Here is an 11301-nt window from a genome sequence, read left to right as displayed (position 1 = left end):
GCCGGCCGGGGACGCTCAGTCGAGGGCGACCCCGGCCAGGCCGAGGCCCCGGAAGGCGGCCAGCCGCTCGGCCTGCGCGGTGATGCGTTCCCGCAGCGCCGGCGTCGGTGCCCGCCACAGCCGGACCGAGACGGTCACGCGGGCACCGGACTTCTTCGCCCGCCAGGTGCCGGCGACCTCTCCGTCGACGAGCAGGCCGCCGGGGCGGCCCAGGGTGGGCCACAGCGTCTTCGCGAGGTCCCGGTCGGGGACGAGCAGCTCCCGGTCGCGGGCCTGCAGCAGGAGGTCGAAGGGGCCGAGCAGGCCGACGCCCGCCGCGGTGGGCAGGCCGTCGAGCCGGTCGGCGTCCGCGGCGAGCAGCCAGCGGCGCTCGCCGTCCACCGACACCTCGACCGCGTCGTCGGGCCAGTGGGCGCGCACGTCCGCCAGCGGCGCGTCGAGGTAGCCGGCGACGTGCCGGGGCGTGGCGGGTCCGAGCAGCCGCAGGTAGCCGCGGACGACGTCGAGCCGCTCGGGCACCGTGTCGGCCGGGGCGAGGCCGGGGACCGGCTGCAGGACCGGTGGCGACGTGCCCGCCTGCAGTTCCAGGCCGGCGCGCAGGGCGGCCAGCCGGAACGGCATCTCCCACGGGTGCGTGGCGTCGCACGGGGTGCAGTGCCGCACGTGCACCGGGTCCAGCAGTTCGGTCAACCGGCCGGAGACCTCGCCCTTGGCCATGGGGGCGGTCACCAGCGAGCGCATCGTGGCGGCGATGGTGTCCAGCGCCTCGACGGTGCCGATGCCGGCGGCCTTCAGCGGCCCGGCCGCGTCGTAGATCCGCTTGGCCGCGTCGGCCTCGGAGAACGGTGCGGTGGCGGCGAGCACGCCGGGCAGGTCGGACCGGCGGTACAGGTGCGGCGCGCCCCGGATGGTCCAGACGGTGGCCAGCGCGTCACCGGGGAGAGCGGCGACGTCCACCCCGCGCAGCACGAGCGCCCAGAGACCGCCGTCCGGACCGGTGTCCTGCACGCCGAGGTCGAGGACGGCGGTGTCGGCCGGTGTGCCGGCGGTGCGGTCGAGCTGCTGCGCGGCCACCCGCAGGTCGAGCACCTGCCGCCGCTCCAGGGTCGTTGCCACGCGGGCACGGTAGTGGCGGGGGACGACGGTCGGTCGGTCGTTGTCCCGCGGGCCCAGTCGTGGTCTGATCGCCGGAGTGCCGTGGCGGGGGGCCGCGGCCGGAGGAGGCGGGCCGTGCAACCGTCTCTCGCCGCGGAGTTCGTGGCCGCCACCGGTGCCCTGCTGTGCGTCGTGGCCGCCGACGGCCGGATCCTGCTGGCCAACCCCGCGCTGCAGCGGTTCACCGGCCGGCCGGCCGAGGAGCTCGTCGGCGCGCTGTTCTGGCAGGTCTGGGTCGCTCCCGAGCACGCCGAGCTGGCCCGGGACGCCGTCGCCCGCTCGATCGCCACCGGCCAGGCCCATCCCCAGGAGGCCGACTGGCTGACCGGTGACGGCGGGCGGCGGCGGGTGGCGATGCACAACGACGTGCTCCTCGACTGCGCGGGGCGCCCCTACGCCGTCGCCTGCGTGGGCATCGACGTCACCGACCAGAGGCAGCACGAGGCGCGGCTGCACCAGCGTGCGGAGACCGACCGGCTGACCGGCATCCCGCACCGCGGCGCCCTGTTCGACGCCCTGCGCCGGCACCTCGACGGGGGCACCGGTCAGGGGTGTGCGCTGGCCTTCTGCGACCTCGACGGCTTCAAGGTGGTCAACGACGAGCACGGCCACGGCGCCGGCGACTGGCTGCTCCGCGCGGTGGCCACCCGGCTCTCCGGGCTGCTCGGGCCCGGCGAGCTCGTGGCCCGCTTCGGCGGCGACGAGTTCGTGCTCCTGGTGCCCCGGCCCGACCCCGACCGGGTGGCCGCCCTGGCCGCGCTGGCGTCGGCCGCGGTCGCCGAGCCCTTCGCGTCGCCCTGCGGTCCGCTGGCGGTGGGGGTGAGCGTCGGTGTCGCCGTCGGCCGGCCGGGCGAGCTGGCCGACGAGCTGGTCGCCCGCGCGGACCGGGCCATGTACGGCGCCAAGACGCACCGGCGGCGGCGGCTCCGCGGCGAGTAGGCGATGAGTTCGGCCCGGCCGCGCGGTCGGTACGTCGTGATCATCGTGGCGGGCACCCTGACCGTGGCACCGGAGGACCGGGAGGCCTACCTCGACGGCTGCCGAGCCGTCGTCGAGCAGGCCCGCGCCGCCCCCGGCTGCCTGGAGTTCGCCATCGGCCCGGACCTCGTGGAGGACGGTCGCATCACCGTCCTCGAGCGCTGGCGCGGCCGCGCCGAGCTCGAGGCGTTCCGCGGCTCGGGCCCGGACGACGCGCAGACCGCCGTGCTGCTCGCCGCCGACGTCACCGAGTACGACGTCGTCCGGGCGCACGACGGCCCGCCGCTGGCGCTCCCGCCGTCCATCGGGTCACCGGCCGCCAGCGCCCTGCTCGGCAAGGGTGTCCGCGACCTGCGGGACGTCGCCGCACTGACCGAGCGGGAGCTGCTCTCCTGGCACGGCGTGGGCCCCAAGGCGGTGACCCGGCTGCGGGAGGCGCTGGCGGAGGCCGGCCTCACCTTCGCCGGCTGACCCGGGCGGTTGCGCCCGAAACCACCCCTCGCGGGGTCGGGGAGGGTGGTTCCGGGCGCAATCGGCCCTCTCTCAGTCGGCGTCGGCCTGCCAGAGGTCGGGGCCGAACACCTCGTACTGGATGTCGCGGGTGGACACGCCCCGGTCGAGCAGCGCCGAGCGGACGGCCTTCATGAACGGCAGCGGACCGCACAGGTAGTACACGGCGTTGTCGGGCAGGTCGACCTCCGACAGGTCCATGACGCCCTCGTGCACGCTGTCGACCGGCAGGCTGCACTCGGCGCCCTTCTCGAACCAGACGTGCAGGTCCCCGTCGGCCAGCGACCGGACGTCGTCGACCACCTGCTGGCGCAGCGCCCACGACGCCTCGTCGGAGTCGGCGTGCAGGAGGGTGACGTCGAGGTGTGAGCCGGCCGTCACCAGGTGGGAGATCATCCCCGCCATCGGGGTGATGCCGATGCCGGCGCTGGCGAACACCGCCGGCCGGGAGTCGTCGAGGACGACGTCACCGAAGGGCAGCGACATGGTGACGGTGTCGCCGACGTCGACCCGGTCGTGCAGCAGGTTCGACACCTCGCCGTCCGGCTTGCCGTCACCCCGGACCCGCTTGACCGCGAAGGAGCGGTGCTCGCCGTCGTCGGCGCGGGTGAGGCTGTACTGACGCGGCTGCCGGACGTCGTCGGGCATCGACACCCGGACGGTGACGTACTGGCCGGGCAGCGAGGTCTTCACCAGCCGGTCGTCGATGCGCTTGACGGTGAAGACGACGACGTCCTCGGTGTCGCGGCGCTTCTCCACGACCTCCCAGTCCCGCCAGACGGTCTCCGGGCGGACGCCGCGGGCGCTGTAGAGGCCGCGCTCCTGGTTGATCAGCGCGTTCGCCATCAGCCAGTAGACCTCGTCCCACGCGGCAGCCACCTCCGGCGTGACGGCGTCGCCGAGGACGTCGACGATCGCCCAGAAGAGGTGGTCGTGCACCACCTGGTACTGGGCGGCGGTGATCCCCAGCGACGCGTGCTTGTGCGCGATCCGCGAGAGCAGGTGCTCGGGCAGGTGCTCCGGGTGGTTGACCAGCGCGCTGGCGAACATCGCGACCGAGCCGGCCAGCGCCTGCTGCTGGGTGCCCTCGGTCTGGTTGCCCCGGTTGAAGATGCCGTCGAGCAGCTCGGGGTGCTCCCCGAACAGGTGCTGGTAGAAGCGTTCGGCGATCGTGCCGATGTGCTCCCCGACCACCGGCAGGGTGGCCTCTATGACCGGCTTGGACTTCTCCGACAGCACGGCGGGTTCCTTCCCCCTGGGCTCCGTGACGGGACCGTCACACCGGAGCATCCCTAGCCCGGACCACGGGTGGGTACGCATGGATCCGCGCACGGATCACCGGGACGGGGCCGGGCGGCGGCGCAACGGGTGAGCCGGCGGGTCAGTCGTCGCTGAGGGTCCGCAGCAGCCGCGCGAGCGTCGCCCGATCGGTGGGGTCCAGCCGGGTGAACAGGTCCCGGGAGTCCGCGGACCGCGCTGCGGCCGCCTCCTGCAGCACCCGCCGGCCGGCGGCGGTCGTCGTCAGCACGACGGCCCGCCGGTCGGTGGGGTCGGCGCTGCGCTCGACCAGCCCGCGGGCCTGCAGCGCGTCGGCGACCTCGGTCGCCGAGCGGGGCGCGATGTGCAGCGCCTCGGCGAGGTCGGACAGGCGGGTCCCCTCCCGCGCGCCGACGACACGCAGCGCGCGCGCCTGGTGGGGGGAGAGGTCCCACGGGGCCAGGGCGTCGCGCCACCGCCGCCGCTGGGTACGGGCCACCCGCATGAGCAGCTCACCGAGCAGCTCCGCGTCGTCGTCCGGCACGGAGGAATGGTACTACTGGTACTGCGGTTACCACATGGTGAGGTAACCGCAGCATTGTGCAGGAGGTGATCGTCGTCTACTCGATGTCCGAACCCGGTGGTGCCGGCGGCGGTGGAGGTGGCGGGCGTTCGGGGCGCACCGTCGACGCCGCGGACCGCGCCCAGCTCGAGCGCGCCCCCGTGCCGTTGCGCCGGGTCGCCGCGCTGTTCGCGCCCTACCGCTGGCAGGTCGCCACGGTCATGGCGCTCATCGTGGTCAGCTCCGTCGTCGCGCTGGCCACGCCGTTCCTCGTCCGCCAGGTCATCGACGAGGCGATCCCCCGGCAGGACGTGACCCTGCTGGCCTGGACGGTCGCCGGCATGGTCGCCGTCGCCGGCACCACCGCCGTCCTGGGCGTGGTGCAGACCTGGCTGTCGACGACCGTGGGGCAGCGCGTCATGCACGGGCTGCGCACCGCGGTGTTCAGCCACCTGCAGCGGCAGTCGCTGGGCTTCTTCACCCGCACCCGCGGCGGGGAGGTGCAGTCCCGGCTGACCCACGACATCGGCGGCATGCAGTCGGTGGTCACCTCGACGGCGACGTCGCTGGCCTCCAACGCCACCACCGTGATCGGCACGGTGGTCGCCATGGTGGCGCTGTCCTGGCGGCTGTCGCTGCTGTCCCTGCTGGTCCTCCCGCCCGCGGTGCTGCTCACCCGCAAGGTCGCCCGCATGCGACGGGCGGTGACCGCCCAGCGGCAGCGCTCGCTGGCCGAGCTGCACGCCCAGGTGGAGGAGGGGCTCAGCATCAGCGGCGTCCTGCTCGGCAAGACCCTCGGCGCCGGTCCCGTGCAGTCCCAGCGCTTCGCCGACACCTCGGCCGACCTGGTCGGCCTGGAGGTCCGCTCCCAGCTGGCCGGGCGGTGGCGGATGGCCACGATGAGCATCGTCTTCGCCGCCATCCCCGCGCTCATCTACCTGGCCGCCGGGCTGCCGGCGACCTCCGGCGGCATGACGATCGGCACCCTGGTGGCCTTCACCGGCCTGCAGGGGTGGCTGTTCCGGCCGCTCATGGGGCTGCTCGACGTCGGCGTCACCGTCACCGCCTCGATGGCCCTGTTCAGCCGTGTCTTCGAGTACCTCGACCTGCCGGTGGAGATCGACGACCCGGTGACGCCGGTCCCGCTGGACCCCGCGCGGGTGCGCGGCGAGGTCCGCCTGGAGGGCGTGTCGTTCACCTATCCGGAGGGCCACCGCCCCGCGCTGGCCGGCGTCGACCTCACCATCCCGGCCGGCTCGACCCTCGCGCTGGTCGGCGAGACCGGCTCGGGCAAGAGCACGCTGGCCTCGCTGGTCGCCCGGCTGGCCGACCCGACCGCCGGGCGGGTGACGATCGACGGCGTGGACCTGCGCGACCTCTCCCTGGCCACGGTGGCCGGCGTCGTGGGCGTCGTCTCGCAGGAGACCTACCTGCTGCACACGACGGTCCGCGAGAACCTGCGGCACGCCCGGCCCGGCGCCACGGACGCCGAGATCGAGGAGGCCGCCCGCCGCGCGCAGGTGCACGAGGTCGTCGCCGCGCTGCCCGACGGCTACGACACCGTCGTCGGCGCGCGCGGGCACCGGTTCTCCGGCGGGGAGAAGCAGCGGCTGGCCATCGCGCGCACGCTGCTGCGGGACCCGCGGGTGCTGGTGCTCGACGAGGCGACCAGCGCCCTGGACACCGGGACCGAGCGGGCGGTGCAGGCCGCGCTGGACGAGGTCAGCCGGGGCCGGACGACGATCACCATCGCGCACCGGCTCTCGACCGTGCGCGGCGCCGACCGCATCGCCGTCCTCGCCGGGGGGCGGGTCGTGGAGACCGGCGCGCACGACGAGCTCGTCGCCCGCGGTGGCCGCTACGCCGCGCTGGTCGCCGCCGGGGAGCGGGACGTCGTCCTGGCCGCCTGAGCGCGAGGGGCGACGTCCCGGCTCCGACCGTGCGGCGGCCGCCGATGAGAACTGCCGCGCCCGGCCGTCTCAGGGAGGTGTCGTCCCGCTCCCCGCGGGCCGGGAGGAGGCAGCAGTGCGGTCACTCGTCGTCACCGAGTTCACCAGCCTGGACGGCGTCGTGCAGGCGCCCGGCGGGCCGGAGGAGGACCGCTCCGGCGGCTTCACCTCGGGCGGCTGGCTGGTGCCCTTCTTCGACGAGACGCTGGGTGCCCGGATGGTCGACTGGGTCTCCCGCGCCGAGGACTTCCTCCTGGGTCGCGGGACCTACGAGATCTTCGCCGGGTCCTGGCCGCACGCGCCCGAGGAGGGCGACCCCATCGCCACCGCCCTGAACACGAGGACCAAGCACGTCGCCTCCCGTTCGCTGACCGACGTCGGCTGGAGCGGCGCCCGCCTCGTGGCCGGCGACGTCGTGGAGGCGGTGCGGGCCCTGCGGGCGCAGGACGGCGGCGAGCTGCAGGTGCACGGGTCACCCGGGCTCTGCCAGACGCTGCTGCGCGAGGACCTCGTCGACGAGCTCCGGCTGGTCCTCGCCCCGGTCGTGCTCGGGCCGGGCAAGCGGCTGTTCGGGGACGGGATCACCCCCGGCGGCTGGCAGCTGACGGACTCCCAGGTGACGCCGACCGGCGTTCTGCTGCTGTCCTACCGGCGGGCCGGGGACGTGGCGACGGGGGAGATGGAGGTCGCGGTCCGGAGCTGACCGCCGGTCAGGGGACCTCCGCGACCCGGCCGTCCTCCAGGCGCACCACGCGGTCGGCGAGGTCCAGGACGAGCGGGTCGTGCCCGGCCACGAGCACCCCGGCGCCGTCCCGGGCGGCGGCCTCCCGCAGCACGGCGAGCACCCGGCCCGACAGCTCGTCGTCCAGCCGCCCGGTGGGCTCGTCGGCGACCAGGAACGCCGGCCGGACCACCATCGCCCGGGCGATCGTGACCCGCTGCTGCTCGCCGAGGGAGACCTCGTCGGGCAGCCGGTCCGCCAGCGGGCCGAGCCGCAGCTCGTCGAGGCAGGCACGGGCGGCGCCGAGGGGGTCGGGCAGCCCGGCCAGCCGGGCGGGCAGGGCCACGTTGTCGGCGAGGCTCAACTCCTCCACCAGGGCGAAGCGCTGCGGGACGACGGCGAGCTCGCGCCACGACGCGGCCGAGGGGCCGGCCGCTCCGGGGACCTCGACCGTGCCGCGGTCGGGCGTCTCCCAGCCGAGCAGGCAGTTGAGCAGGGTCGTCTTGCCCGACCCCGACCGGCCGAGCAGCGCCACGACCTCGCCGGGGTGGACCTCGATGCTGACCCCGCGCAGCGCGTGCACCTGCTCGGAACCGCGGCGGTGGGTCTTGTGCAGGTCGCTCGCCCGCAGCGCGCTCACGAGGGCGGCCGCAGGACGACGCCGTCGTCGGTCACGTCGATCAGCACCCGCCGCGCGGGGAAGCGGGCCAGCACCGCCTCGGGCAGCTGGACCCGGCCCTCGCCGTCGACGACGGCCAGCCGACGGCCGCCGACCTCCTCGTGCGACACCGCGCCGGAGCGCAGGTGGATCACCTGGTCGGCGGCACCGGCGGCCAGCGGGTCGTGCGTGGCCACCACGACCGTGGTGCCGGTGGCGGTGAGCGCGGCGACGGCGTCGAGCAGGTCGACCGTCGTGGCGGTGTCCAGCTCGCTGGTCGGCTCGTCGGCCACCACCAGCGGCGGCCGCCCGACCACGGCCTGGGCGAAGGCGAGCCGCTGCTGCTCCCCGCCGGAGAGCTGCCCGGGCCGGTGGTCGGCGCGGTGGGCGATGCCGAGCAGGTCCAGCAGGTCGGCCGCGTCCCGGCCGTCGGTCCCGCGCATCCGGGCGGCGGCCGCGAGGTGCTCGCGCGCGGTGAGGTGCGGCAGCAGGTTGTCCGGTGGCCGGGGGAAGACGTAGCCGATCGACCGGCGGCGCAGCGCCCGGCGCCCGCGGACCGACAGCCCGGCGAGCGACTGCCCGGCGACCTCCGCGCGACCGGCCGTCGGTGGGTCCTGCGCGGCCAGGATGCGCAGCAGCGAGCTCTTGCCCGAGCCGGACGGCCCGGTGATCGCGGTCAGCCGGCCGGCCGGGAGGACGGCGTCGACGCCCTTGAGCGCGTGCACCTCCCCGCTGGGTGACCAGTAGATGCGGACCAGCCCCGAGCAGGCGGCGGCGGGCGGCAGGTCATGCCGCATCGCGCATCACCTGCCCTCCGCTGCGCCGGCGGACGGCGCGACCGGTCAGTGCGACGGTGAGGACCGGCACCAGCAGCGCGCCGGCCAGCAGCGCGCCGATGCTGCTCACCGGGGCGGCGAACAGCGGGCCCGGCGGGAGGTCCGGCGCGGGGTCGAGCACCCGGAGCACCAGAGCCGAGGCCGGCAGCGCCACGACCACGGCGACGGCGGCGCCGAGCGCGGTGAGCAGGCCCGTCTCCAGGCCGCTGGCGGCGACGGCGGACCGCCGGTGGAGGCCCATGCGGGCGAGGACCAGGTCGGCGGCGGTCCGGCGGTGCTGCTGGGTGAGCGCGTGCACCGCGACGCCGAGCACCCCGAGCACGCCGGCGGCCAGCGAGACGGCGCGCAGGTAGCCGAAGGACCACGACTGGGCGCGCAGCTCCGGGAGGCCGGTGACCGCGGCCGACGTGGTGACCTGGTCGGGGTTGTAGGACCAGCCGGCCGCGGTCAGCGCCGCGAGCACCTGCTCCGGCTCGCCGGTGGCCCACACCTCCTGCTCGAGCAGCAGCGCCGGGTCCTGGCCCGCCGCCTCCAGCGCCGCGCTGTACCGGTCGCCGTCGGTGACCAGCAGTGCCTCGCGCGAGCGCTGCCCCGGGAACGCGTCGACGCGGGCGACGACCTCCAGGGGCAGCGAGTAGGCGCGGGCGAAGCGGACCGTCAGCTCCCTCTCCGTCAGGGACGCAGCGCCGACGACGACGGCCGGCACGCGGTCGCCGTCGTAGCCCGCCAGCGTGGCCATGAGGTCGGCCAGCGGCGGGCCGGCGAGCGGGTCGAGCGGAGCCGCCACCCCGGCCAGCTCGTCGGGGCGGACCAGCAGGGCGTTGGCACGGACGTCCCCGGGAGCGACGGTGACCCCCGACTCGACGCCCACCACGGTGGCTCCCGCCGGCAGCGGGCCGGGCTCGCCGGTGCGCCGGACCAGCGGCGCGACCACGTCCGCGCCGGCGGCCACCGACGCCTTGGCGGCCGTCGTCCGGTCGGTGGAGTCGGCGAGCACCCCGGCGTAGACGACCAGCCCCAGGGACAGCGCCGTGGTGACGACGACGAGGCGGGCCGCTCCCCGGCCGGCCAGCACGCGGGAGAGCGCGAGGAACAGCGAGGGCGGCAGGCGGCGCAGGCCGCCCCGGGCACCCGAGCCGAACCGGGGCAGCGCGGCCGACAGCACTCCGGCCGCGACCACGGTGACCAGCAGCGGGGCGGCCAGCGGGAGGACGTCGCCGCTGTCCGCCGTCCCCCGGACCACCGGGATGCCGACGACGACGGTGACCGCGGCGGTGATCGCCAGCCAGGGGATGCGGACCCGGGACCGGTGCACCGGTCCGCCGGCCCGGTCGAGCCGGACCAGCAGGGTGGCCGTGACCACGGCGACGACCACGACCGCCACCGCGACCCCGGCACCGAGCAGGGCGAGCGCCCGTGGTGCCACGTCGGCCGGGAGGTCCGCGGAAGGGCCGAGGACGCGGACCAGCACCCAGGCCAGGAGGGCGCCGGCCACCCCGCCGAGCACCACGGGCAGCGCCGCCTCCGCCGTCGCGGAGAGAGCGCCCCGGGCCGGCGACATCCCTCGGGCGACCAGCGCGCGGGCCTCCGCACCGCGGCGGCGGACCCGCTGGGCGGCCCAGGCGCCGATCAGCGCCACCGCGGCCGCTCCGCCGCCGGTCCCGGCGGCCTCGACCGGTGGGGCCAGCAGGGCGACGGTGCGGTCGACGGTCGTCAGGACGTCGGGCAGGCGGGTCTGCGGCACCGGCCGGGGATAGCCGTCGGCCGTGACGGCGGCGGTGACCGCCGAGCCCGGGTCGGCCATGGCCACCTCCAGGCGCTCCACCCGGTCGGCCACCGCCCGCGCCTGGTCCACGGTGGCCTCGGGGCCCAGGCCGAGGGACCACTGCAGGAAGAGGTCCGCGTCCGCTGCCTGGGCCAGGCGGACCGCCAGCGCGGGCGGAGCCAGCACCACCGGCGCGGGCAGCACCGTCGACGCCCGGTCGGGATCGAAGCGGGGGCGGAGCAGGCCGCTGAACGGTTCCCAGTACGGGGGGAGCGGCACCGTCGGCTCGACGTACACGCCGGCGACCGGGAGGACCACCTCCGCGCCGGTCGCCACCGACCGGGTGGGGAGCGACTGACCGGGTCCGATCCCCGTGGCGTCCGCGAGGCGCTGTGGGACGAGCACCCCGTCGTCGGTCATCCGGCCGGCGGTCACCTCCACCTGACCGGCCATCCCGGTGACCGACAGCAGCTGGCTGGTCAGCGGGACGTCGGCGGTCTCGACGACCAGCGGGTCGCGCAGCCGCGTGCTCGACACCGGACGGCCCAGGCCGAGGTCGGCCAGCGCCGCGGTGACGGCCGCGTCGAACGCGGTGGACCGGCCGATCCGGCCGGGCTCCGGGACGTCGGCGCCGGGGAGGGTCGAGGAGGTGAGGACGATGCCGACCGTGCTCGCGGGCTGGCGGGCCCGCTCCTCCTCCCACACCCCCGCCTCGGCGGAGCCGACCATGAGCGGGGCGGAGACCAGGGCGGCGCCGAGGACGACGGCGAGCAGGGCGAGGACCAGCGCCTGCCCGGGAGCGGGCAGGAGCGCGGCTCGGAGGCGCCGCAGCAGCCGGCGGGCGGGCTGGGGCGCACGCACGCGGCGACGGTAGCGGTCCCGGGCGGAGCCGGGTGCCCGCGCCGCGCTG

The 11301-nt window shown here is 76.3% G+C and carries 10 protein-coding genes; 4 read left to right on the top strand and 6 right to left on the bottom strand.

Features of this window, described 5'->3' with window-relative positions; translation table 11 throughout:
- Nucleotides 1-15: 15 nt before the first annotated feature.
- Entirely contained in the window at nucleotides 16-1116 is a 1101-nt protein-coding gene (locus tag GCU56_RS19560) for a DNA glycosylase AlkZ-like family protein (protein ID WP_163483434.1), read from the bottom strand.
- Nucleotides 1117-1230: 114 nt separating this feature from the next.
- Between GCU56_RS19560 and GCU56_RS24845 the strand changes: the two genes are divergently transcribed.
- A complete protein-coding gene (locus GCU56_RS24845) occupies nucleotides 1231-2094 on the top strand; it encodes a GGDEF domain-containing protein (protein ID WP_345771955.1) in 864 nt (287 codons plus the stop codon).
- Nucleotides 2095-2097: 3 nt separating this feature from the next.
- Nucleotides 2098-2604, top strand: a complete 507-nt coding sequence (locus GCU56_RS19550; RefSeq protein WP_204332472.1) for an antibiotic biosynthesis monooxygenase — start codon at nucleotides 2098-2100, stop codon at nucleotides 2602-2604.
- A gap of 72 nt (nucleotides 2605-2676) precedes the next feature.
- Here GCU56_RS19550 and GCU56_RS19545 read toward each other — a convergent pair whose 3' ends face one another.
- Both GCU56_RS19545 and GCU56_RS19540 read right to left on the bottom strand, forming a co-directional pair.
- Entirely contained in the window at nucleotides 2677-3882 is a 1206-nt protein-coding gene (locus tag GCU56_RS19545; protein ID WP_163483431.1) for a globin domain-containing protein, read from the bottom strand.
- A 142-nt stretch (nucleotides 3883-4024) separates the two neighbouring features.
- Nucleotides 4025-4444, bottom strand: a complete 420-nt coding sequence (locus GCU56_RS19540) for a MarR family winged helix-turn-helix transcriptional regulator (RefSeq protein WP_345771954.1) — start codon at nucleotides 4442-4444, stop codon at nucleotides 4025-4027.
- A 56-nt stretch (nucleotides 4445-4500) separates the two neighbouring features.
- Here GCU56_RS19540 and GCU56_RS19535 point away from each other — a divergent pair, with 56 nt between their 5' ends.
- Both GCU56_RS19535 and GCU56_RS19530 read left to right on the top strand, forming a co-directional pair.
- Nucleotides 4501-6372 carry an ABC transporter ATP-binding protein gene (locus GCU56_RS19535; RefSeq protein WP_345771953.1) on the top strand — a complete coding sequence of 624 codons (1872 nt, stop codon included), beginning with the start codon at nucleotides 4501-4503 and terminating at the stop codon, nucleotides 6370-6372.
- 115 nt (nucleotides 6373-6487) lie between these two features.
- On the top strand, nucleotides 6488-7114 hold the full coding sequence (locus tag GCU56_RS19530) for a dihydrofolate reductase family protein (protein ID WP_163483430.1): 627 nt from the start codon (nucleotides 6488-6490) through the stop codon (nucleotides 7112-7114).
- Between the two features lie 7 nt (nucleotides 7115-7121).
- On the opposite strand, the gene GCU56_RS19525 is transcribed toward GCU56_RS19530, so the two are convergent.
- The 3 genes from GCU56_RS19525 to GCU56_RS19515 are packed head-to-tail and all read right to left on the bottom strand — an operon-like array spanning nucleotide 7122 to nucleotide 11252.
- On the bottom strand, nucleotides 7122-7772 hold the full coding sequence (locus tag GCU56_RS19525; RefSeq protein ID WP_163483428.1) for an ATP-binding cassette domain-containing protein: 651 nt from the start codon (nucleotides 7770-7772) through the stop codon (nucleotides 7122-7124).
- Nucleotides 7769-8587, bottom strand: a complete 819-nt coding sequence (locus GCU56_RS19520) for an ABC transporter ATP-binding protein (protein WP_163483425.1) — start codon at nucleotides 8585-8587, stop codon at nucleotides 7769-7771. The genes GCU56_RS19525 and GCU56_RS19520 overlap by 4 nt, the downstream gene beginning before the upstream one ends.
- On the bottom strand, nucleotides 8577-11252 hold the full coding sequence (locus GCU56_RS19515; RefSeq protein ID WP_163483423.1) for a hypothetical protein: 2676 nt from the start codon (nucleotides 11250-11252) through the stop codon (nucleotides 8577-8579). Before GCU56_RS19515 ends, GCU56_RS19520 begins: the two co-directional genes overlap by 11 nt.
- Nucleotides 11253-11301: the final 49 nt, after the last annotated feature.

The organism is Geodermatophilus sabuli, from assembly GCF_010686765.1.
Classification (GTDB): domain Bacteria; phylum Actinomycetota; class Actinomycetes; order Mycobacteriales; family Geodermatophilaceae; genus Geodermatophilus; species Geodermatophilus sabuli_A.
The sequence above is the reverse complement of the archived record's forward strand: the minus strand, read 5'-3'. Positions and strand labels throughout refer to the sequence as shown.